This is a genomic window from Streptomyces sp. SAI-135, from assembly GCF_029893805.1.
Lineage (GTDB): Bacteria > Actinomycetota > Actinomycetes > Streptomycetales > Streptomycetaceae > Streptomyces.
The window spans coordinates 2479290-2500493 of sequence record NZ_JARXYP010000002.1 but is presented as its reverse complement, the minus strand read 5'-3'; the positions used below and the strand labels follow the sequence as shown (position 1 = coordinate 2500493).

Sequence of the window (21204 nt, the reverse complement as noted above, 5' to 3'; positions counted from 1 at the left end):
CCGACCCGCGACCCCCTCAGGCCACAGACCCGCCGACCGACCGTCCGTCCCGCACCGGCGGTCCACCTCCGGCCGTCAGCCCGGCACCGGCGGTCTCCCGCCCACGCGCTCCACCGCCAGCGCACCCGCCCTGCATCCCTCCGCCGCCGCGTCCTCGGGCGCGGCGCCCGTCAACAGGGCCGCCAGGAACGCGCCCGTGAACGCGTCACCCGCCCCGGTGGTGTCCCGGGGCGTCGCCGGCACGGCGGGCACGTGGGCGTACACGGAGCCGGACCGGGCCAGCAGCGCCCCCGCAGCTCCTTGCTTGGCCACCACCAGCGGGACATGGTGGCTCAACTTGGCCGCCGCGTCCGCCACATCGGGCACCCCGGTGAGCAGACACGCCTCGTCCCGGCTCGGCAGCAGCACGTCCACCCCCTCGATCAGCGAGAAAAAGCCGTCAGGGCCCATCTCCCGGAGGAAGCCCGCCGACGCCGGGTCGAGACTCACGCGCACACCACGCGCGCGTGCCGACGTCGTTGCCATCGCCACGAGGGTCCGGCTGGGCTCCGAGAACAGGAGATAGCCCGACAGGTGCAGTCGCGTCACGCCGTCGAGCAAGGCATCCGACCAGTCCTCCGGCCCCAGCCGCAGTGCCGCTCCGCTGTCGGTGAGGAACGTGCGCTCGGCGGCCTCACCGTTGTCCACGAGACAGATCACCGTCCCCGTGGGCACCTCCGGGTCGACGACCAGCCTCGGCCGTACTCCGCACGCGGCCAGTTCCCGCTCGTGCCAGGCGGCCGCGTCCACGCCCACCCGGCCCAGCAGCCGTACCTCCGCAGCTCCCCGGTAGGCGGCCCAGCAGGCCACGTTGGCCCCGGCGCCACCCGGCACCGTACGGATCGCGGCAGCGGTGTCCGTACCCGCGGCGAGCGGCCCCCGGTGCCGGGCGACGACGTCCGTGACGACATCCCCGACGACCAGGAGGGCGCCGCCCCCGACCGCAGCGGCGGTGCCGGGCTCCTCCGTCGTCACGCCCCGGCCCGGGCGGCCGCGATCCGCCCCGCCAGCCGCACATTGCCCCGCACCGCGGCCAGATTGGCGCTCAGGGAGGCGCCTTCGGTGTGCCGGACCAGATAGTCCAGCAGGAACGGCGTGACCCCCTGGCCGCTGACCCCCGCCTCCTCGCACGCCTGGAGCGCTTCCGCGAGCACACGCGCGTGCAGCTCGGGATCCAGTTGCTCCTCCTCGGGCACCGGGTTGGCGACGATCAGCGCCGATCCCGGCGCACCGAGCGCCGCACGCGCGCGCATGACCTCCGCCACCTGCTCCGGGGAGTCCAGCCGCCACTCCACCGGACAGCCGGAGTCCGACAGGTAGAAGCCGGGGAAACGGTCCGTGCCGTACCCGGCGACCGCGACCCCCAGCGTCTCGAGGCGCTGGAGCGTGGCGGGCACGTCCAGGATGGACTTCACGCCCGCGCACACCACGGTGATCGCCGTGCGCGCGAGTAGACCCAGGTCGGCCGACTCGTCCTGGGTCGTCGTCCACTCCCGGTGCACCCCGCCGAGCCCGCCGGTCGCGAACACCTCCACCCCGGCCAGGGCCGCCAGTTGGGCCGTGGCCGACACCGTGGTGGCCCCGCTCACCCCTGCGGCCATCGCGAGCGGCAGATCCCGGTGACCCAGTTTGCGGATCCCGTCCTCGTTGGCGATCCGCTCCAACTGCTGCTTGTCGAGGCCGACATGGGGCCGCCCGTCCAGTACGGCGATCGTGGCCGGTACGGCTCCCTCCTGCCGTACGACGTCCTCCAGCTCCAGCGCCACCTGCAGGTTGCGCGGACGCGGCAGCCCGTGCGCGATGATCGTGGACTCCAGGGCCACCACGGGTCGACGCGCGTCGACCGCCGCGCGCACCTCTTCGGACAACACCAGCACCACGGTCCTGCCTCCTGTCGATCGGTTCTCCCTCATCTCTGGCGGGCGGCGCGTCCGGCCAAACCCTTGCGAGCCGTGGCGGAGGACACCAGCCTGGGGTGCATGACGGACAACTCGACACGTCTCGACCATGTCGTCCTCTGGGTGCGCGACCCGGTGGCGTCGGCCGACTTCTACGAGAAGACCCTGGGCATGGAACCCGTGCGGCTCACCGACTTCGCGGCGGGGGAGGTGTCCTTCCCCTCCGTACGGCTGAACGACGAGACCATCCTCGACCTCATGCCGCTCGCCCTGGCGGCCGGCATGACGATGGTCCCCGGCGCCGCGGAGAGCGCGGGACACCCCGTCAACCATGTCTGCCTGGCCCTGCCCGCCGACGAGTTCGAGACACTCCGGGCCCGGTTGGAGGAGCGCTCGGTACCCGTCTCGGGCTTCTCCCACGATTCCTTCGGCGCCCGCGGAATGGCCCGTCGCAGCTTCTACTTCCGCGACCCGGACGGGAACGTCTTCGAGGCACGCCACTACGACTGACCGTGCGAGGGGGCCACGCGCCCGCGTGACCCCCGTACAACAGGTCAGACCGGCCGCACGCCGTTCAGCGCCCCGTGCGGGGCGAGGATGCACTTGCGGCTCGCGCCCTGGTCGAACTCGGCGTAGCCGCGCGGTGCGTCCTCAAGGCCGATGACCGTCGCGTTGACCGCTTTGCTGATGTGCACACGGCCGTGCAGGATCGCCTGCATCAGGCCCCGGTGGTACTTCATCACCGGGCACTGTCCGGTGATGAAGCGGTGGCTCTTCGCCCAGCCGAGCCCGAGCCGCACCTTCTGTGTCCCGCTCCTCGCGTCCTCGTCGAAACCCGGCACTTCCTGCCGACCGCCTCGGGGGACACCCCCCGGCCCGTCCCGGAGCTCGAGCGTGGGGTGGTCGACGGTCCTGACCTCCACCGCGCCCGGCTTGAGATACGCGATTGCCCTGTTTCCGCTCATGTCTGATCGCCGTCCCTTCGGCTCCGAGCCCTCGGATGCCAGTGGCTGTGCGCACGGCGGAGTCCGCTACCGCGACGGCCGTCCGGCCAGCCGTCGCGCACGGAGCCTTCACGAAGGGATGCGCCCGTCCGCGGTGGCCCGTCAGAACAGCGGCTCGGGCAGCACGCCCTCCAGTGCGAGCAGCTTCCGCTTGGTCTCCAGGCCGCCGCCGAACCCGCCGATGCCGCCGTCGCTCTCGATGACCCGGTGGCAGGGCACGACGACCGGCAGGGGATTGGAGCCCATGGCCACCCCGACGGCCTGTGCGGCACCCGGCTGGCCGACCCGCCCGGCCAGATCGCCGTACCCGACGACCTGGCCGAACCGCACGCCGGACGCCAGCTCGCGCAGCACCTGTCGGTTGAAGCCCGAGATCAGCGACCAGTCCAGGGGCAGCTCGAAGTCGCGCCGCTCGCCCGCGAAATAGGCCTCGAACTGGCGTATCGCCTCCGCCAGGAGCGGAGAGCCGGGCGCCTCGACGGGCTCTGTGCCCCACCGGGACGCGAGGCGCTCCAGTGCCTTGTCGCGGACCGGGCCGGTGGCGTGGAAGACCACGTTGACCAGACCCTCGTCGGTCGCGGCCAGCAGCAGCGGGCCGATGTCCGTGCCGACGACGGCCCACGCGATCCGCTGCTCGTCCTGCCCATGGCTGTTCATGCCACCACCGTACGAGCCGCCACTGACAACACCCGGTGACCTGCGCGAACGGCCCCGCTAGCCGGACAGCGCGTCCTCGACCACGTCGGGCTTGTTGGTGATGACGCCGTCGACGCCGTACCCGGCGACCCGGCGCGCGGCGTCCGCGGTGTCGACGGTCCAGGTGGAGACCTCCAGCGGCTTGCCGTGCGGGCCGGTGAAGGCATGGACCGCGGAGACGTAGGCCCTGGAGACGGAGGTGTACGACGGATTGATCTGGTCGGCGAAGACCGCGTACGCGGGCAGGTCCGACACGGACGGCGTGCCGAGGAAGCCGGTCTTCACAGCGGGCTTGAGGTCGTGGACGGTCCGCAGACTGGTCGCGCTGAAGCTCTGCACGATCAGCCGGCTCCGGTGCGTGCGGTCGAGCCAGCCCTCGTTGCCGAGGAGCTTGAGGGTCTCCTGCTCGATGCCCGGGTACAGCCCCGGGTTCTTGAGTTCGAGGAGCAGCTTCTGACGGTGAAGATCGACGCGGCGCACGTACTGCTTCAGCGTCGGCACGCGCACGCCCGCGTAGGCGGCACCGAACCAGCGGCCCGCGTCCAGCCGCGCGATCTCGGCGGCCGTGAAGTCCTTCACCTTCCAGGGCGCCCGGCCGGGGAAGACCTGCTCCACGTCGGTCGTACGCTGGAGGCTGTCGTCGTGGAGGACGACGAGCTCGCCGTCCTTGGTGCGCTGGACGTCGTTCTCGACCCAGACCGCACCGAGCCGTGCGGCCTCGTCGACGGCGGCCAGGGTGTTCTCGGGTGCGTAGGCGGAGCCGCCCCGGTGGGCGATGACCACGGGCGGGGTTCCGTCCTCGACGGCCCGGACATCGGTTGCGGGAAGCAGGAGGACGGCGGTCCCCAGGAGCGCGGTGGTCAGGGCGGTCGCGGCACGCGCGTGCATACGTACTCCTCGCGTCGAGCAATCACGTACAGCACAACTGTGACAGCACCGCGTGAACGGCACCGCGGTACAGAATGGACACATCCTGAACGGGCATGTCCCAAGTCCGCTCACCGGTGCCGCACAACTGGGGCAAGGGCGTGTTTCTTTGCCGGAAAATCGTTCGACCATTCCGGTGGCAGTCATACTCTCTGCCTCGACCCTGACCGCTCGCGCGGTGCTGGGAAGGGGCAGATTTCAGGGCATTCCGGGACGTACAGAGGGCGGAAGGGCAGCCGCGCATGCAAGGCACGGTCGACGGATTCAGCTACGGACTCGTCACACCGCTGGTGGCCTACCTCATGGCCTGCCTCGGCGGTGCCCTCGGCCTGCGCTGCACCACCAGATCCATGCTGGTCAGCAGGTCCTGGCGACCAGGCTGGCTGGCTCTGGGCTCGGCGGCCATCGGCTCCGGCATCTGGACCATGCACTTCATCGCGATGATGGGGTTCAAGGTCGAGGAGGCACCGATCCACTACGACCGGTCCATCACCTTCGCGAGCCTCGGCGTCGCCATCGTCATGGTGGGCGTCGGCGTCTTCATCGTCGGCTACCGGGGCGCGACCGGCACACCCCTGATGACCGGCGGTGCCGTCACCGGCCTCGGCATCGCCTCGATGCACTACCTGGGCATGGCCGGGATGCGCTTCAACGGCCGGCTGGAGTACAACACCGTCACCGTCGCGATCTCCGTGGTGATAGCCGTCGTCGCCGCCACCGCTGCGCTCTGGGCCGCCGGGCAGGTCAGGGGCTTCCTGTGGAGCGTGGGCGCGAGCCTGATCATGGGCCTCGCCGTCACGGGCATGCACTACACCGGCATGGCGGCCCTCAGCGTCCACCTGCACAACACGTCCGCCCCCGTCTCCGGTGACTCGCCCGCCTCCCTGCTCGCGCCGATGATGATCGGTCCGCTGGCCTTCCTGCTGCTGGCGGGTGTCGTCGTGATGTTCGACCCGTCGATGGTCATGGGCAAGCCCGTGTGGTCGCCCGTCGAGAACAAGCCCGGCGTCCCGGCCCGCGAAGTCGTCCACCACTCACCCGCCCGCCGCCCCCACCGCAACGCGACCCCCCACAACACCCGCACCCCCCAGAACCGCTGACCCTCCGGGCAGCACAGACCGCCCCCGCCAACGCCGCCCCACCCCTGCACCACCACCGGACCCGCTGCCCCCCCGAGCGCCCCGCCGCCCCCGAGCGCCCCGCCGGCCTCCTGCCCTGGCCACCGGCTCCACTCACAGCCTGGGTGTCGCGCCGCGCCCGTATCCCACGCCGCCAAGGGTCTTCCACGTCGCCCTCCGCCGCAGAGCGGGTCTCAGGCCGCTCCGCCCCGCGCACCGATCCCGGCCAGCCCCGGGCCTTGGCCCGTGATGCCGCTCCGCCCACCCCCGCCGCAGTCTCGGCATCCACTCCCGCACCCGCGGTTCCCCGGCACGGGCCCCTCCCCGATCCGCCGCCCTGGCGCCACCCCGACACCACACCCACCCCACCCCGTCGGCTCGCTCCCGTCGACGCTCATAACCCCTGATCGGACCGCGTTGTCAGTGGGGAGTCGTACGGTGGACTCCATGCGGCCCGTTTCCCACATCGAACGTACGGTGGCGCCTTTCGAGGTCGTCAGCTCCTACCAGCCCAGCGGCGACCAGCCGGCGGCGATCGCCGAGCTGGCCAAGCGCATCGAGGCAGGTGAGAAGGACGTCGTCCTGCTCGGCGCGACCGGTACCGGAAAGTCCGCCACCACGGCGTGGATGATCGAGAAGCTCCAGCGCCCCACCCTCGTGATGGCGCCGAACAAGACGCTGGCCGCCCAGCTGGCGAACGAGTTCCGCGAGCTGCTGCCGAACAACGCGGTCGAGTACTTCGTCTCGTACTACGACTACTACCAGCCCGAGGCCTACGTCCCGCAGTCGGACACCTACATCGAGAAGGACTCCTCGATCAACGAGGAGGTCGAGCGGCTGCGCCACTCCGCGACCAACTCACTGCTCACCCGCCGCGACGTCGTCGTGGTCGCCTCCGTCTCCTGCATCTACGGCCTCGGTACGCCCCAGGAGTACGTGGACCGCATGGTCCCCCTGAAGGTCGGCGACGAGATCGACCGCGACCAGCTCCTGCGCCGCTTCGTGGACATCCAGTACACGCGCAACGACCTGGCCTTCACCCGAGGCACCTTCCGGGTCCGCGGCGACACCATCGAGATCTTCCCGGTCTACGAGGAGCTCGCGGTCCGCATCGAGATGTTCGGTGACGAGATCGAGGCCCTCTCGACGCTGCACCCGCTCACCGGCGAGATCATCAGCGACGACGACCACCTGTACGTCTTCCCCGCCTCCCACTACGTCGCGGGCCCCGAGCGCATGGAGCGGGCCGTCAACGACATCGAGAAGGAGCTCGGGGAGCGCCTGGCCGAGCTGGAGAAGCAGGGCAAGCTCCTGGAGGCCCAGCGCCTGAGGATGCGCACCACCTACGACCTCGAGATGCTCCGCCAGATCGGCTCCTGCTCCGGTGTGGAGAACTACTCGATGCACTTCGACGGCCGTCTGCCCGGCTCGCCGCCGAACACCCTCCTCGACTACTTCCCGGACGACTTCCTGCTCGTCATCGACGAGTCGCACGTGACCGTGCCCCAGATCGGCGCGATGTACGAAGGCGACGCCTCCCGCAAGCGCACCCTCGTCGACCACGGCTTCCGCCTCCCCTCGGCGCTGGACAACCGCCCCCTGAAGTGGGAGGAGTTCACGGAGCGCATCGGCCAGACCGTCTACCTGTCGGCGACTCCCGGCAAGTACGAGCTCTCGCGCGGGGACGGCGTCGTCGAGCAGATCATCCGCCCCACCGGCCTGGTCGACCCCGAGGTCGTCGTCAAGCCCACCGAGGGCCAGATCGACGACCTGGTGCACGAGATCCGCACCCGCACCGAGAAGGACGAGCGCGTCCTGGTCACCACGCTCACCAAGAAGATGGCGGAGGACCTCACCGACTACTTCCTGGAGCTCGGCATCCAGGTCCGCTATCTGCACAGCGACGTCGACACCCTGCGCCGCGTGGAGCTGCTGCGCGAGCTGCGCTCCGGCGAGTTCGACGTCCTGGTCGGCATCAACCTCCTCAGGGAGGGCCTCGACCTGCCCGAGGTGTCCTTGGTGGCGATCCTGGACGCCGACAAGGAGGGCTTCCTGCGCTCCGGCACCTCCCTGATCCAGACCATCGGCCGTGCCGCGCGCAATGTCTCCGGCCAGGTCCACATGTACGCGGACAAGATCACCCCGGCGATGGAGAAGGCCATCGAGGAGACCAACCGCCGCCGGGAGAAGCAGGTCGCGTACAACAAGGAACGGGGCATCGACCCCCAGCCGCTGCGCAAGAAGATCAACGACATCGTCGCGCAGATCGCCCGCGAGGACGTGGACACCGAACAGCTGCTCGGCTCCGGCTACCGCAAGGGCAAGGACGGCAAGGCGGCCAAGGCCCCCGTGCCCGCTCTCGGCGGCAAGGCGGCCGGTACCAAGGCCGCCAAGGGCAAGGCCAAGGACACCGTCCCGACGGACCGTCCCGCGGCCGAACTCACCGAGCAGATCGAGGAGATGACGGCACGCATGCGTGCGGCCGCCGCCGACCTCCAGTTCGAGATCGCGGCCCGGCTGCGCGACGAGGTCTCCGAGATGAAGAAGGAGCTCAGGCAGATGAAGGAGGCGGGCCTGGCCTGACCGCCTCGCACTGTGTTGCAAGACCGACACAAAGTGCGCTTCGGGGTGCTTCACCGTCAACGGCCCTGCGTAGGGTTCTGACCACCGCGGGGACCGCGGCAACTGGGGACAGCAGGGAGAGGGGTTCGGCGCGTGACCGTCAACATGACCAAGGGTCAGGCCATCAGTCTGCAGAAGAACGACGGAGGCAGCCTGACCGCGGTGCGCATGGGCCTCGGCTGGCAGGCGGCTCCCCGGCGCGGCCTGTTCGGCTCGCGCACGCGGGAGGTCGACCTCGACGCCTCGGCCGTCCTGTTCGCCGACAAGCAGCCCGTCGACGTCGTCTTCTTCCGCCACCTGGTGAGCGACGACGGTTCGGTCAAGCACACCGGTGACAACCTCGTCGGCGGCGTCGGTCAGGGCGGGGACGACGAGGCGATCCTCGTCGACCTCTCCCGCGTCCCGGTCCACATCGACCAGATCGTCTTCACCGTGAACTCCTTCACGGGCCAGACCTTCCAGGAGGTGCAGAACGCGTTCTGCCGCCTGGTCGACGAGACCAACGGCGACGAGCTCGCCCGCTACACGCTCGACGGCGGCGGCGCCTACACCGCCCAGATCATGGCGAAGGTGCACCGGACGGGCCCGGGCTGGTCCATGACGGCTCTGGGCACCCCGGCCAACGGCCGCACCTTCCAGGACCTGATGCCGGCGATCCTGCCGCACCTGTAACCGGCCGGCCAGCGGCACCCGACCGACACCACGACACGGGGGGAGAAGGCGATGACGGCCGAGCTGGTGCGGGGGCAGAACCACCCGCTCTCCCAGGCCCGACTCGAGATCCGGATCGCGGCCGGTACACCGGTCGTGGCCGGAGCCACGCTCGGCGACGAGCAGGGCAGGTTGCACGGCGTCGAGTGGGTCCTCCACCCGGGCGCACCCACCCTGCCGGGTCTGGAGGTCTCCCGGCAGGCGGCCGCCGACCACCGCCTCGCCGTCGACCTCGGCGCGGTGCCCGAGGCCGTCCACCGGGTCCATGTGCTGCTCGCGCTCCCCGCGGCGGGCGGCCCCGTGCGCTTCGGCACCGTCCCCGCCCCCTTCGTCGCGGTCACGGGTCTCGACGGCACCGAGCTCGCCGGCTACACCATCACCGGCCTGGACGCCGAGTCGGCGGTCGTGGCGCTGGAGCTCTACCGCCGCCAGGGTGCCTGGAAGGTGCGTGCCGTGGGGCAGGGCTACGCGGGCGGCCTCGCCGAGCTCCTCACCGACCAGGGCCTCGCCCAGGCCGCGCAGCTCGCCCACGACATCCACGAGGCGGTGGCCCGGGGCCTGGCCCGCGCGGTGCCGTTGCCGTCCCCGCTCACGGCGGACGGCGACCGTTCCCGGCAGACGGCCACGCCGGCGCCGGGCGCGGACCAGGGATCGTCGGCGACCCAGGGCGCCCCAGGTGCCGTGCCGTCGCAGCCGCCGCCGAACACCCCGCCCCACCTGTCGCCGTACGGCTCACCGACCCCGAGCGGTCCGCCGCCGCCCCCGAACGGCGCTCCGGCCGCCGGTACACCACAGCCCGCCTCCCCCTACGGCCCGCAGGGCGCTCCGGCATCCGACGCTCCGCAGTCCGGTTTCACCCCCACCCCCACGGACACGGCCGGGCAGCCGCCCACCGTCGGCGGCCCGATCGACTACAGCCACCCCCGACGGCAGACGAACGCTCCGCCCCCGCCCGCGCCCGCCGCGCCCCCGGCGCAGCCCGGGCAGCCCGCGCGGCCGGTCGCCGGGGACGCCACCGGCTGGTCCATGGAGGAGCGGCTCTACAACCAGGTCTGGGGCATGTTCGAGGACCTGGCCCGCTCCACGGCCGCGTACCGCAGTGCCGTCGACTTCGCCGACTCGCGCATGGAGAAGGAGCTGGACGCGGCCCTCGCCGACCCGCGCAGCCGCATCGGCGGGCAGGGTGACGCCGCACGCGAGGCGGCCCGCGACAAGCACGCCCGACTCGTCGAGCAGGCCCGCGCGGTCTACGACCGCGATCTCGGTCAGCTCACGGCCGAGTCGGAGGTGGTCGAACCCGCCCTGCCGCCGGCGTACGCCCGCTGGGACAACCCCGTCTGGCACGGTTACCGAGTGCCGTTCGAGGTGCCCATGGCCGTGCGCCTGGGCGACCTGCATCTGCCCGAGTGCGCCGAGCTGCGCATCCCGATGCTGGTCCGGTTGCCGCTGGAGCGCGGCCTGTGGATAGACAGCGGGGCCGCCGGATCCCTGGACGGCTCGTTCCTCGACTCCCACGAGCTGCACCGCCTCGCCATGGACACGGCGGTGGCGCTCGCCGCCCGGCTCCTCGCCGTCCACCCCGCAGGGGACTACACCCTGCACGTCATCGACCCGGCCGGTTCGGGGGCGCAGGCGCTGGCCCCGCTGGTGTGGGCGGGCGTGCTCGGAGCTCCGCCGGCCGTCGGCGCCGCGGGCGTGGCGGACGTCCTGGCCCGTCTCACCGAGCGCGTCGACCTCGTGCAGATGGCCGTGCGCGGCGGTGCGGCCGACTCCCTCCCGCCCGGCTTCGACACCGGCGAACAGCTCCTGATCGTCAACGATTTCCCGCACGGCTTCGACGACCGGGCGGTGACCCAGCTCCGCTACCTCGCGGACGAGGGACCGTCCGTCGGTGTCCACCTGATGATGGTCGCCGACCGTGAGGAGGCCTCCGGCTACGGCCCCCTCCTCGACCCCCTGTGGCGCTCGCTCATGCGGCTGACCCCGGTGCCCGACGACCACCTCGCCGACCCGTGGGTCGGCCATGCCTGGACCTACGAGCCCGCTCTCGTCCCGCCCGGGAGCCAGGTGCTCCAGCAGGTCCTGCACCAGGTCGCGGAGGCTCGTACCAAGTACACGTAAAGGCTGCCCCATCAGGGATTTTGACCTTTCTTTTGCCAATCGCTTTACCTTTCCTTGGTGATTGGGGTACGGTGGACGGCACGGAGGGGAGTACTCCCTGTCGACTGCGGCGTACCCGTCAATACGGATCAGGCCTGATCCCGGGGCGTCGGCCCACCGTGGGTGGAAGAGACCTCCGGCAGCGCGACGACGCTGGTTACTTGCCGTTACGTATTGCCGGAGGAACTGTGGATGTTTCCGTGACCCTGTGGGTCCTGACGATCGTGGGCCTCGCCGCCCTCATCGCGGTCGACTTCTTCATCGGCCGCAAGCCGCACGACGTGTCGATCAAGGAAGCCGGTGTCTGGACGGTCGTCTGGATCGCCCTGGCCGGCCTCTTCGGCCTCGGACTGATGATCTTCGGCGGCGGCGAGCCCGCCGGCGAGTTCTTCGCGGGCTTCATCACCGAGAAGTCCCTGAGCGTCGACAATCTCTTCGTCTTCGTCCTGATCATGGCGAAGTTCGCGGTGCCCTCGCAGTACCAGCAGCGGGTGCTCCTCGTCGGTGTCCTCATAGCGCTGGTGCTGCGCGCGATCTTCATCGCCGCCGGTGCCGCGATCATCGCCAGCTTCGCCTGGGTGTTCTACATCTTCGGCGCCTTCCTCATCTGGACCGCCTGGAAGCTCATCCAGGAGGCCCGGGCGGACGAGGAGGAAGAGGAGTTCGAGGAGAACAAGCTGCTCAAGGCCGCCGAGCGCAGGTTCGGCGTGGCGGACCGCTACCACGGCACCAAGCTGTGGATCGTGGAGAACGGCAAGCGGGTCATGACCCCGATGCTCGTCGTGATGCTCGCGATCGGCTCGACCGACGTGCTCTTCGCGCTCGACTCGATCCCCGCGATCTTCGGTCTGACCCAGGACCCGTACATCGTCTTCACCGCCAACGCCTTCGCCCTGATGGGCCTGAGGCAGCTGTACTTCCTCATCGGCGGCCTGCTGAAGAAGCTGGTCCACCTCAGCTACGGACTGTCGATCATCCTCGGCTTCATCGGCGTCAAGCTGGTGCTGCACGCCCTGCACGAGTCCGGGGTTCACGTCCCCGAGATCAGCATCCCGGTCTCGCTCGGCGTGATCTGCTCGGTCCTGATCGTCACCACCGTCACCAGTCTGGTGGCCTCCAGGAAGCAGGCGGCGGCCGAGGCGGCGCAGGACAAGAGCGAAGGCGCTCCGAAGGACAGCATCGAGGCCTGACCGCGCCGGACGTAGGAAGAACCACCACCGGGAGCGGTGCGCGGCGAATTGCCGGGTGCCGCTCCCGGTGCTTGTTTTGTTCCAGGTGCGTGCCCCGGCCGGGGGCGCCGCGGCCGGACGGAGACCCTCATGAAGTTCGTGCAGATCATCGGCTTCGAGACCGAGCGCCTGGAGGAGATGCGGGAGTTGATGGAGGAGGCCGGCCGGCGCAACGCGGGCAGGGAGGGCGGCCCGACCCACCGCATGCTCCTGAAGGACCGGGACAAGCCCAACCACTATCTGGCGCTGATCGAGTTCGACTCGTACGACGAGGCCATGCGCAACAGCGACGACCCCGAGACCGGCAAACTCGCGGAGCAGCTGGGGGCGCTGAGCATGGGTGAGCGCGTCTACATCAACTGCGACGTCCTGGAATCCGGTGAACTCAAGTAGTCCCGGCGTAATGCGCGGCCGGCGCGCCTCTGCGACGATCGCTGCATGATCGCTCGGCTCAGGTCGCTCACCACGAGCTGGACGTCCGTCGTGCCGGTGCTCGCCGTCGTCCTGCTGGTGTTCACCTGGGGCCGTGATCTGCCAGGGGCGGTCGTCGTGCTGGTGACCCTGGTGCTGGCCGGGGCCGTACTGGCGGCCGTGCACCACGCCGAGGTGGTCGCCCACCGGGTCGGCGAACCGTTCGGCTCACTCGTCCTCGCCGTCGCCGTCACGATCATCGAGGTGGCCCTGATCGTCACCCTGATGGCGGACGGCGGCGACAAGAGCGCGACCCTGGCCAGGGACACGGTCTTCGCGGCCGTGATGATCACCTGCAACGGCATCGTCGGCATCAGCCTCCTCGTGGCCTCACTGCGCCACGGCACCGCGGTCTTCAACCCCGAGGGCACCGGCGCCGCCCTCGCCACGGTCGCCACCCTGGCCACGCTGAGCCTGGTGCTGCCGACGTTCACGACGAGCAAGCCGGGCCCGGAGTTCTCCGCCACCCAGCTCACCTTCGCCGCGCTGTCCTCGCTGATCCTGTACGGCCTGTTCGTGGCGACGCAGACCGTACGGCACCGCGACTACTTCCTGCCGATCACCCGCCAGGGCGAGGTGATCACCGCCGACGACCACGCCCACGCGCCCACCGCCCGCGCCGCGCTGATCAGCCTCGGCCTGCTGGGTCTGGCCCTGATCGGGGTGGTCGGACTGGCCAAGGGCGTCTCGCCCACCATCGAGTCAGGGGTGGCCAAGGCCGGTCTTCCGCAGGCCGTCGTCGGCGTGATCATCGCCCTGCTGGTGCTGCTCCCCGAGACCATCGCCGCACTGCGCTCGGCGCGCCGCGACCGGGTGCAGACCAGCCTCAACCTGGCCCTCGGCTCCGCCATGGCCAGCATCGGCCTGACCATCCCCGCGGTCGCCCTGGCCTCCGTCTGGCTCTCCGGCCCGCTCGTCCTCGGCCTCGGCTCCACCCACATGGTGCTGCTGGCCCTGACCGTGGTGGTGAGTTCGCTGACGGTGGTGCCCGGCCGCGCCACTCCACTCCAGGGCGGTGTCCACCTGGTGGTGTTCGCGGCCTACCTGGAGCTGGCGATCAACCCGTGACGGGCTGGTCCAGAGCCGGCTCCGCCACGGGCACCGGCCGCGTCTCCGGCAGCAGCGCGAAACACCCCAGGCTGAGCAGCGCGATCCCGGTCAGATACGCGCCCACGCCCCACGGCACCCGTCCGCCGTGCTCCACCAGTGCCGTCGCCACGATCGGCGTGAGCGCGCCGCCGAGCACCCCGCCGAGGTTGTAGCCGATGGCGGCCCCCGTGCAGCGCACCCTTGGCTCGTACAGCTCCGGCAGATAGGCGGCGATCACCGCGAACATGGTGATGAACGCGATCATCGCGCCCAGGAAGCCGAGGAACATCAGCAGCGGTTCCCCGGTCGCGAGCAGCGCCACCATGGGGAACATCCACAGCGCGGCCGCCGCACATCCGGCCAGGCACAGCGGCCGCCGCCCGTACCGGTCCCCGAGCAGCGCCGCCACCGGCGTGAGCGCGCCCTTCACCAGCACCGCGGCCATGATGCAGGTCAGCATGACGGTACGGCTCACCCCGAGCCGCTCGGTCGCGTAGGCCAGGGACCATGTCGTCACGGCGTAGAAGATCGCGTACCCGACCGCGAGCCCACCGGCCGTCAGCAGCACGAGCCGCCCGTGGTCGCGCACCACCTCGGCGAACGGCACACGCGCGTGGTCGTCGATCTCCAGGAACCCGGGGCTCTCCGGGAGCGAGGAGCGCAGCCACAGCCCCGCCGCCGCCAGCACCCCGGCCGCCCAGAACGGCACCCGCCAGCCCCACGCGGCGAACTGCGCCTCGGACAGCGTGGCCGACAGCGCCAGCACCACCCCGTTGGCGAGCAGGAAGCCCAGTGCGGGGCCCACCTGCGGGAAGCTCGTCCACAGTCCCCGCCGTTCGGCGGGCGCGTGCTCCGCGGCCAGCAGCACCGCCCCGCCCCACTCCCCGCCCAGGCCCAGACCCTGCAGGAAGCGCAGCGCCACAAGGAGCACCGGGGCGGTCACACCGATCGTGTCGTACGTCGGCACACATCCGACCGCGACCGTGGCGGCACCGGTCAGCAGCAGCGAGGCCACCAACACCGGCCGCCGTCCGTGCCGGTCACCGAGGTGACCGAAGAGCACCGAGCCGAGCGGCCGCGCCACGAAGCCCACCCCGAAGGTCCCGAACGCGGCCAGTGTCCCCGCGACCGACGAGACGGTCGGGAAGAACAGCGGTCCGAGCATCAGCGCCGCGGCCGTGCCGTAGACGAAGAAGTCGTAGAACTCGATGGCCGTCCCGGCGAGCGAGGCGGCCGCGAGCCTCGGCATGGACGGGGCGCTTACGGTGCGTACATCGTGCATGCCGCGTCAACTACCCACGGTGATCGGGAGTTACGGGGGCGCGCGAGCGCGCCGGGGCGTGTTCAGTACGTGACGGTGATGCGCCGGGCCGGGCCGTCGACGCGGACGAGACCGCCGTAGGGGATGACGAGTTGGGGGTCGGTGTGGCCGTAGTCCACATCGAAGACGATGGTGGTGCGGGGGGCGTAGAGGCGCATGGCCCGCAGTACGGCCTCGCGCTGGTCGGCGGCGTAACGATCCGCCTCCTCGGGGCCGTTGGGGCGTTCGAAGGACCACGTCTTGGGGCGGCCCCACAGCAGTGCGGAGAAGCGCTGGAGGAGCCCGCGCTCACCCATGTTGCGCAGGGTGCGGAAGACCTCGACGTCGCTCGGCATCTCCTCCGAGGTCTCCAGCAGCAGCACTCCGCCGTCGTACACGCTCGGGTCGTGCGCGATCTCGCGGTCGGCCATCAGGAGCCAGCCGAGGATCTCCAGACAGCCGCCCCAGGCGCGGCCCTCCACCACACGGTCGGCGTTCGCCCAGGTCCAGCCGTTGCCGGGGCGGGTGTCCGGTTCGGTGTCGAAGGTGGCGGGGTCCGCCCAGTCGCGGTCGACGTCCCGCCAGCGGGCGGCGGGCGCGAGGTCGTAGGGGCCAGAGGTGAACAGGGCCGCCCGCAGGGAGTCGGCGGTCAGCGGGCTCATGGCCACGGGCCGGCCCAGCGCGGTCATCACGGTGGCGCCGTGGTAGCCGACGATGCCGGTGTTGTAGAGGTACGCGAGCAGGTTCGTGTTGTCGCTCATCCCGAAGAACGGCTTCGGGTTCGCCCGGATCAACTCCCGGTCCAGGAACGGCAGCACGGTGATCTGGTCGTCACCGCCGATCGACGCCATGACCGCCTTGACGTCCGGGTCGGCGAACGCGGCATGGATGTCGTCGGCGCGCTCCCGGGGCGTCGCCCCCATCCTGCGGGTCGACGGGTACTCCACCGGCTCCAGTCCGAACTCCTTGCGCAGCCGTTCCAGCCCCAACTCGTAGGGGCGCGGGAAGAGTCCCGGCAGTCCGGCGCCGGGGGAGATGACGGCTATGCGGTCACCGGGCACGGGCTTGGGCGGGTACGAGATCGTCGTCATGCCCGGAGGGTACGGGCCGCAACGCGCCAGGCGCACCGTGATAAACCGGGTCCGAGCAGCCCGTCTTCACCGACCGGAGGAACCGTGCCCCGCAGCCTCGCCAACGCCCCGATCATGATCCTCAACGGCCCCAACCTGAACCTGCTGGGTCAGCGTCAGCCGGAGATCTACGGCAAGGACACCCTCGCCGACGTCGAGGCCCTGTGCGCCGAGGCGGCGGCCGCGCACGGCGGCACGGTGGACTTCCGGCAGTCCAACCACGAGGGCGAGCTGGTCGACTGGATCCACGAGGCGCGGCTGAACCACTGCGGGATCGTCATCAACCCCGGCGCCTACTCGCACACGTCGGTCGCGATCCTGGACGCGCTCAACACCTGCGACGGACTGCCGGTGCTGGAGGTGCACATCTCCAACATCCACCAGCGCGAGTCCTTCCGGCACCACTCCTACGTCTCGCTGCGCGCGGACGGGGTCATCGCGGGCTGCGGAGTGCAGGGGTACGTGTTCGGTGTGGAGAGGGTCGCCACGCTGGCGGGACCGGCCCGGGCCGAGGCGTAGGACGGTAAGGACCGCCCGCAATGGCGGGCGCCCCTTACAACCGTCCCGCGCAACCGCTCCCTACCACCGCCCCTTACAGCCGGCCCGCCTCCACGATCCGCTTCAGGAAGCGCCGCGTGCGCTCCTGCTGCGGGTCTCCGAAGATCTGCTCGGCGGTCCCGCGCTCCAGGACCACCCCCGCGTCCAGGAAACACACCTGGTCGGCGACCTCGCGCGCGAAGCCCATCTCGTGCGTGGCCAGCATCATGGTCATGCCCTCGCCCTTCAGGTCGCGCACGACGTTCAGGACCTCGCCCACCAGCTCCGGGTCGAGGGCGGCGGTGATCTCGTCGAGGAGCAGCAGACGGGGACGTACGGCGAGGGCCCGTACGATCGCCACCCGCTGCTGCTGACCGCCGCTGAGCCGGTCGGGGTACTCGCCGGCCTTCCCGCCGAGCCCGAGCCGCTCCAGGAGCTCACGGGCGTGCTCCTCGGCCTCCTCGCGGGCGACTCCGTGCACCCGTCGCGGAGCCAGCGTGATGTTCTCCAGCACCGTCATGTGCGGAAAGAGGTTGTACGCCTGGAACACCACGCCGATACGGCGCCGTACCGCGTCCTGGTCGACGCGCGGATCGGTGATCTCCTCGCCGTCCAGCCAGATGGCGCCGTCGTCGATCTCCTCCAGGAGGTTGGCGCAGCGCAGCAGCGTCGACTTGCCGGAGCCGGAGGCGCCGATCAGCGCGGTCACCGTGTGCGGGGCGACCTCCAGGTCGACGTCCCGCAGCACGACCGAGCCGCCGAAGGTCTTGCGGACGGACTCCATCCGCAGCACCGGTCCGTCTGCGTCGCTCATGCGATCCCTCCCTGGGCCCGCCTGCGGTCCATCCGCGCCGTCACCCAGTCCGTGAAGCGGGTCATCGGAATGGTCAGCGCCACGAACACCAGGCCCGCGACGATGTACGGCGTGTAGTTGAGGCTCCGGCCGACGATGATGTCGGCGGCCCGTACGGCGTCGATCGCGCCCCCGATCGACACCAGACCGGTGTCCTTCTGGAGGGACACCAGGTCGTTCAGCAGCGGCGGCACCTGGCGGCGCACCGCCTGCGGCAGCACCACGTACCGCAGCGCCTGCCGGTTGGAGAGACCGAGCGAGCGGGCCGCGGCGCGCTGCGAGGGGTGCACCGACTCGATGCCGGCGCGGAACACCTCGGCCACGTACGCCGAGTACGTCAGCGTCAGCGCCGTGCCGCCCAGCCACACCGGATCGACCGTCACGCCCTGGAGCCGCAGCGCCGGCACGCCCAGGACGACGATCATGAGGTTGATGATGAGCGGCAGGCCGCGGAAGAAGTCCGTGTAGGCGGCGGCCAGGACGCGCAGCGGGAAGAACACCGGGCCGCGCAGTGTGCGGGCGATGGCGATGAGCATGCCGAGCACCAGGACGGCCGCGCCGCAGACGAACAGCAGCCGGACGTTCAGCCACAGCCCTTCGAGGACCTTCGGGAACGCTTCGCGCGCGTACTGCCCGCTGAAGAACGTCTCCTTGGTGCGTGGCCAGCCGGGCGCGTTGACGACGACCAGGTAGAGGACGACGGCGGTGAGCAGGGTCGAGACCGCGGCGATCGCCGTGGCGCGGCGGGAGCGGGCACGCTTGAGGCGCTCCCGCTCGATCCGCCGCTGCGACGGCGCGTACGAGTCGCCCGCGTCCTGCGGGCCGGCCTCGTCCTTGGTGAGCGTCACTTGAGGACCGGGGCGTCGACGGCGTCCGAAAGCCACTGCTGCTCCAGCCTGCCGAGCGTGCCGTCCTTGCGCAGCGCGTCCACGGCGGCCGTCACGCAGGACGTGAGCGCGCTGCCCTTGTCGAGCACGAGCCCGAACTGCTCGGGCGTGGCGCCCTGGTTCTCGAACTGCCCGACGATCGTGCCGTCCGTCACCTCGGCCGCGGTGATGTAGAAGGCGGTCGGCAGGTCGACGACGACGGCGTCCACCTGCTTGTTCTCCAGGGCGGACTTGGCCTGGTCGTTCTTGGCGTACGCGGCGGCCTCCCGCGTCGGCTTCACCACGTCCTGGATGTAGTTCAGGCTCGTCGTGCCGACCTGGGCGCCGAGCTTGAGGTTCTTCAGGTCGGCGATGCCCGTCGCCTTGGCGGCCTTGGTGCCCTTCAGCGCGATGACGGCCTGGCGCACGTCGTAGTAGCCGGACGAGAAGTCCACGGCCTTCTTGCGCTCGGCGCTGATCGACACCTGGTTGATGTCGAAGTCGAAGGTCTTCTCCCCGGGTGCGAAAGCCTTGTTGAAGGGGACGCTCTGCCAGACGACGGCGCTCTTGTCGTAGCCGAGCTGCTGCGCCACGGCGTAGGCGACCGCCGACTCGAAGCCCTTGCCGTTCGCGGGCTTGTCGTCCTTGAACCAGGGCTCGTACGCCGGCTCGTCGGTGGCGATCGTGAGCTTGCCGGCGGCCTTGGTGTCCAACTTGCCCTTGGCACAGGTGGTTCCGGCCGACCCCGAGGCCTTGGCGTTCGCGTCGTCGTCGGGCTGCGGAGCACAGCCGACAGCGGTGGCGAGCAGGGCTATGGATGCCGCGGCGACGGCGCGGCGCAGTGCGCGAGGGGCGAGGTGCATGGCGGGAGAGTGACAGTCCACTGTCCCGTTTGTCGAGGTCACGACGGCAATCGTCCGCATATTGGGAACGGGTGTTGCATTCCTGTGAACAGTTTTCGGACAGACGGCCGGGGCCGCCGGTCGAGGGCGGGGATGAAAGACCGGCGGCCCGTACCGCGCAGGAGCCGTCATCCTGTGCGGGGCTGCTTCCAGTTGACTGCGCAACCATGTACGCCGGGAGCGCGTGCGTGACACCGGCGTGTGCGAAGAGTTCACACGGGGCGCGCAATGTCTCTTGCGCGCCCCGGAGTTCACCACCCCCGAGCGCGCCACTCCGGCAGCTGCGGCCGCTCCGCGCCCAGCGTCGTGTCGTTGCCGTGTCCCGGGTACACCCAGGTCTCGTCCGGCAGCACGTCGAAGATCTTCGTCTCGACGTCGTGGATCAGACTGGCGAACGCCTCAGGGTTCTTGCGGGTGTTGCCCACACCTCCCGGGAACAGGCAGTCCCCCGTGAACACATGGGGATGCCCGTGCGGGTCGTCGTAGACGAGGGCGATCGAGCCCGGTGTGTGCCCGACCAGGTGGCGCGCGGTGAGCTCCACCTGGCCCACGCGGATGACGTCGCCGTCGTCGACCAGGACGTCGGTGGGCACGGGGATGCCCTCGGCGTCGTCCCGGCCGGCGTACGTACGCGCGCGCGTGGCCGCGACGACCGCCGCGAGTGCCTGCCAGTGGTCGCCGTGCTGGTGCGTGGTGACGACGGACGCGATGCCGTCGTCACCGATCATGCCCAGCAGGGTCTCCGCCTCGTTGGCGGCGTCGATCAGCAGTTGCTCGTCGGTGGCCCGGCAGCGCAGCAGATAGGCGTTGTTCTCCATCGGGCCGACCGCGATCTTGGTGATCATCAGGTCCTTGAGCTCGTGCACGTCGGCGGGCCCGCCGACCGTCACCTGTCCGCTGTACGTCATGACGGCAGCCTATAGCGGGGGCAGCGCGGGGAGAGCGCCGCCGTGGACCGTGAGTGCCGAGCCGTCGCGGCGGCCTGCGAGCCAGCCCAGCAGGTCGGGCCGGCGGCCGCTGACGACGAGCGCGGGATCCCCGGCGCCGCCCGTCGGGATCCGGCGGCCGTCGTCCTCCTCGACGAGGAGCGCGGGTACGCCGGAATGGCCCCTGAACCGCTCTGTCAGGAAGTCGATCTCGCGCCGTGTGAACTCCTCGGGGAGGTCCTCCAGCTCGTATCCGATCCCGAGGTCCACATGGTGCAGCTCCACCTCGGCCCACCGCCGGAACGGCACCCGGGACGCCGAGTCGGTGACCCCGTTGCGCAGCTCGACCGTGCGCGACCAGTCCGCAGGCGCGGCCGTGGCCCCGTCGAAGCGGGCGGCGCTCGCGCGGAGGTCGGCGAGCTGGACGTCGAGGGGGCGCGGGGCGTCGCGCTCGATGTCGGCGTCGCGCGCTTCCGCGGAGGAGTACATGGGCCGGCCCTCCAGGACGTTCACCAGGGCGTCGGCGTTGCGGGAGAGGTGCGCGAGGACGTGGCCGCGGCTCCAGCCCGGCAGCCGTGACGACTCGGTCACGTCCGCGTTGTCCATCTTGGCGGCTGCGGTCAGCAGCCGCTCGGTCGCACCACGTACAGACTCCAGGTCATGAGCGTGATCAATCATGCTGCTGACCCTAGTGCCGCCACACCTTTGGGTGAAGGTGGTGAAGCA

General features: G+C 70.8%; 21 protein-coding genes. 9 read left to right on the top strand and 12 right to left on the bottom strand.

Features of this window, described 5'->3' with window-relative positions:
• Nucleotides 1-75: 75 nt before the first annotated feature.
• Both M2163_RS15795 and M2163_RS15790 read right to left on the bottom strand, forming a co-directional pair.
• Entirely contained in the window at nucleotides 76-1014 is a 939-nt protein-coding gene (locus tag M2163_RS15795; RefSeq protein WP_280894254.1) for a sugar kinase, read from the bottom strand.
• Nucleotides 1011-1919, bottom strand: coding sequence for a pseudouridine-5'-phosphate glycosidase (locus M2163_RS15790; RefSeq protein WP_280894253.1), 909 nt, complete (start codon nucleotides 1917-1919; stop codon nucleotides 1011-1013). The genes M2163_RS15795 and M2163_RS15790 overlap by 4 nt, the downstream gene beginning before the upstream one ends.
• Before the next feature lie 99 nt (nucleotides 1920-2018).
• Here M2163_RS15790 and M2163_RS15785 point away from each other — a divergent pair, with 99 nt between their 5' ends.
• A complete protein-coding gene (locus tag M2163_RS15785; protein WP_280894252.1) occupies nucleotides 2019-2447 on the top strand; it encodes a VOC family protein in 429 nt (142 codons plus the stop codon).
• A gap of 44 nt (nucleotides 2448-2491) precedes the next feature.
• Here the strand turns inward: M2163_RS15785 and M2163_RS15780 are convergent, their stop codons facing one another.
• From M2163_RS15780 to M2163_RS15770, 3 genes are all read right to left on the bottom strand, one after another.
• On the bottom strand, nucleotides 2492-2902 hold the full coding sequence (locus M2163_RS15780; RefSeq protein ID WP_280894251.1) for a hypothetical protein: 411 nt from the start codon (nucleotides 2900-2902) through the stop codon (nucleotides 2492-2494).
• A 141-nt stretch (nucleotides 2903-3043) separates the two neighbouring features.
• On the bottom strand, nucleotides 3044-3598 hold the full coding sequence (locus tag M2163_RS15775) for a methylated-DNA--[protein]-cysteine S-methyltransferase (protein ID WP_280894250.1): 555 nt from the start codon (nucleotides 3596-3598) through the stop codon (nucleotides 3044-3046).
• A gap of 57 nt (nucleotides 3599-3655) precedes the next feature.
• The gene (locus M2163_RS15770; RefSeq protein ID WP_280852148.1) at nucleotides 3656-4525 is read right to left on the bottom strand and encodes a glycerophosphodiester phosphodiesterase family protein; all 870 of its coding nucleotides are present in this window, start codon (nucleotides 4523-4525) and stop codon (nucleotides 3656-3658) included.
• A gap of 281 nt (nucleotides 4526-4806) precedes the next feature.
• On the opposite strand from M2163_RS15770, the gene M2163_RS15765 reads away from it, so the two are divergent.
• The 7 genes from M2163_RS15765 (at nucleotide 4807) to M2163_RS15735 (ending at nucleotide 13943) form a co-directional block, all read left to right on the top strand.
• Nucleotides 4807-5664 carry an MHYT domain-containing protein gene (locus M2163_RS15765; RefSeq protein WP_280852149.1) on the top strand — a complete coding sequence of 286 codons (858 nt, stop codon included), beginning with the start codon at nucleotides 4807-4809 and terminating at the stop codon, nucleotides 5662-5664.
• Between the two features lie 465 nt (nucleotides 5665-6129).
• Entirely contained in the window at nucleotides 6130-8265 is a 2136-nt protein-coding gene (gene uvrB / locus M2163_RS15760) for an excinuclease ABC subunit UvrB (protein ID WP_280852150.1), read from the top strand.
• A 132-nt stretch (nucleotides 8266-8397) separates the two neighbouring features.
• Nucleotides 8398-8976: a TerD family protein gene (locus M2163_RS15755; protein ID WP_280852151.1), complete on the top strand. Its 579-nt coding sequence runs from the start codon at nucleotides 8398-8400 to the stop codon at nucleotides 8974-8976.
• Between the two features lie 51 nt (nucleotides 8977-9027).
• Nucleotides 9028-11136, top strand: coding sequence for a TerD family protein (locus tag M2163_RS15750; protein WP_280894249.1), 2109 nt, complete (start codon nucleotides 9028-9030; stop codon nucleotides 11134-11136).
• Nucleotides 11137-11363: 227 nt separating this feature from the next.
• Complete coding sequence (locus tag M2163_RS15745) at nucleotides 11364-12365, top strand: TerC family protein (RefSeq protein ID WP_280894248.1); 1002 nt, start codon at nucleotides 11364-11366, stop codon at nucleotides 12363-12365.
• Nucleotides 12366-12494: 129 nt separating this feature from the next.
• Nucleotides 12495-12797 (top strand): hypothetical protein, encoded by a 303-nt coding sequence (locus M2163_RS15740; protein ID WP_280852154.1) that lies wholly within the window; start codon nucleotides 12495-12497, stop codon nucleotides 12795-12797.
• A 45-nt stretch (nucleotides 12798-12842) separates the two neighbouring features.
• Nucleotides 12843-13943, top strand: a complete 1101-nt coding sequence (locus tag M2163_RS15735) for an ionic transporter y4hA (RefSeq protein WP_280894247.1) — start codon at nucleotides 12843-12845, stop codon at nucleotides 13941-13943.
• On the opposite strand, the gene M2163_RS15730 is transcribed toward M2163_RS15735, so the two are convergent.
• Together M2163_RS15730 and M2163_RS15725 are read right to left on the bottom strand one after the other, a co-directional pair.
• Nucleotides 13933-15213, bottom strand: a complete 1281-nt coding sequence (locus M2163_RS15730) for an MFS transporter (RefSeq protein ID WP_280894246.1) — start codon at nucleotides 15211-15213, stop codon at nucleotides 13933-13935. The genes M2163_RS15735 and M2163_RS15730 overlap by 11 nt on opposite strands.
• Before the next feature lie 95 nt (nucleotides 15214-15308).
• Entirely contained in the window at nucleotides 15309-16355 is a 1047-nt protein-coding gene (locus M2163_RS15725; protein ID WP_280894245.1) for a S66 peptidase family protein, read from the bottom strand.
• 84 nt (nucleotides 16356-16439) lie between these two features.
• Between M2163_RS15725 and aroQ the strand changes: the two genes are divergently transcribed.
• Nucleotides 16440-16913, top strand: a complete 474-nt coding sequence (aroQ, locus tag M2163_RS15720) for a type II 3-dehydroquinate dehydratase (protein WP_280894244.1) — start codon at nucleotides 16440-16442, stop codon at nucleotides 16911-16913.
• Between the two features lie 73 nt (nucleotides 16914-16986).
• Here the strand turns inward: aroQ and M2163_RS15715 are convergent, their stop codons facing one another.
• The 5 genes from M2163_RS15715 to M2163_RS15695 all read right to left on the bottom strand — a co-directional run bounded on the left by M2163_RS15715 (nucleotide 16987) and on the right by M2163_RS15695 (nucleotide 21156).
• Nucleotides 16987-17745 carry an amino acid ABC transporter ATP-binding protein gene (locus M2163_RS15715; RefSeq protein ID WP_280894243.1) on the bottom strand — a complete coding sequence of 253 codons (759 nt, stop codon included), beginning with the start codon at nucleotides 17743-17745 and terminating at the stop codon, nucleotides 16987-16989.
• Nucleotides 17742-18632 (bottom strand): amino acid ABC transporter permease, encoded by an 891-nt coding sequence (locus M2163_RS15710; RefSeq protein WP_280852160.1) that lies wholly within the window; start codon nucleotides 18630-18632, stop codon nucleotides 17742-17744. The genes M2163_RS15715 and M2163_RS15710 overlap by 4 nt, the downstream gene beginning before the upstream one ends.
• Nucleotides 18629-19513, bottom strand: coding sequence for an ABC transporter substrate-binding protein (locus tag M2163_RS15705; protein WP_280894242.1), 885 nt, complete (start codon nucleotides 19511-19513; stop codon nucleotides 18629-18631). The genes M2163_RS15710 and M2163_RS15705 overlap by 4 nt, the downstream gene beginning before the upstream one ends.
• Before the next feature lie 290 nt (nucleotides 19514-19803).
• On the bottom strand, nucleotides 19804-20460 hold the full coding sequence (locus M2163_RS15700; RefSeq protein WP_280894241.1) for an MBL fold metallo-hydrolase: 657 nt from the start codon (nucleotides 20458-20460) through the stop codon (nucleotides 19804-19806).
• A gap of 9 nt (nucleotides 20461-20469) precedes the next feature.
• The gene (locus tag M2163_RS15695; protein WP_280894240.1) at nucleotides 20470-21156 is read right to left on the bottom strand and encodes a maleylpyruvate isomerase family mycothiol-dependent enzyme; all 687 of its coding nucleotides are present in this window, start codon (nucleotides 21154-21156) and stop codon (nucleotides 20470-20472) included.
• Nucleotides 21157-21204 lie beyond the last annotated feature (48 nt).

Excerpts from the sequence above, each read along its gene's own strand:
- M2163_RS15785 (WP_280894252.1), top strand. The coding sequence starts at position 2,019 with ATGACGGACAACTCGACACGTCTCGACCATGTCGTCCTCTGGGTGCGC.
- M2163_RS15780 (WP_280894251.1), bottom strand. The coding sequence starts at position 2,902 with ATGAGCGGAAACAGGGCAATCGCGTATCTCAAGCCGGGCGCGGTGGAG.
- M2163_RS15775 (WP_280894250.1), bottom strand. The coding sequence starts at position 3,598 with ATGAACAGCCATGGGCAGGACGAGCAGCGGATCGCGTGGGCCGTCGTC.
- M2163_RS15770 (WP_280852148.1), bottom strand. The coding sequence starts at position 4,525 with ATGCACGCGCGTGCCGCGACCGCCCTGACCACCGCGCTCCTGGGGACC.
- M2163_RS15765 (WP_280852149.1), top strand. The coding sequence starts at position 4,807 with ATGCAAGGCACGGTCGACGGATTCAGCTACGGACTCGTCACACCGCTG.
- uvrB (WP_280852150.1), top strand. The coding sequence starts at position 6,130 with ATGCGGCCCGTTTCCCACATCGAACGTACGGTGGCGCCTTTCGAGGTC.
- M2163_RS15750 (WP_280894249.1), top strand. The coding sequence starts at position 9,028 with ATGACGGCCGAGCTGGTGCGGGGGCAGAACCACCCGCTCTCCCAGGCC.
- M2163_RS15740 (WP_280852154.1), top strand. The coding sequence starts at position 12,495 with ATGAAGTTCGTGCAGATCATCGGCTTCGAGACCGAGCGCCTGGAGGAG.
- M2163_RS15735 (WP_280894247.1), top strand. The coding sequence starts at position 12,843 with ATGATCGCTCGGCTCAGGTCGCTCACCACGAGCTGGACGTCCGTCGTG.
- M2163_RS15730 (WP_280894246.1), bottom strand. The coding sequence starts at position 15,213 with ATGCCGAGGCTCGCGGCCGCCTCGCTCGCCGGGACGGCCATCGAGTTC.
- M2163_RS15725 (WP_280894245.1), bottom strand. The coding sequence starts at position 16,355 with ATGACGACGATCTCGTACCCGCCCAAGCCCGTGCCCGGTGACCGCATA.
- M2163_RS15715 (WP_280894243.1), bottom strand. The coding sequence starts at position 17,745 with ATGAGCGACGCAGACGGACCGGTGCTGCGGATGGAGTCCGTCCGCAAG.
- M2163_RS15705 (WP_280894242.1), bottom strand. The coding sequence starts at position 19,513 with ATGCACCTCGCCCCTCGCGCACTGCGCCGCGCCGTCGCCGCGGCATCC.
- M2163_RS15700 (WP_280894241.1), bottom strand. The coding sequence starts at position 20,460 with ATGACGTACAGCGGACAGGTGACGGTCGGCGGGCCCGCCGACGTGCAC.
- M2163_RS15695 (WP_280894240.1), bottom strand. The coding sequence starts at position 21,156 with ATGATTGATCACGCTCATGACCTGGAGTCTGTACGTGGTGCGACCGAG.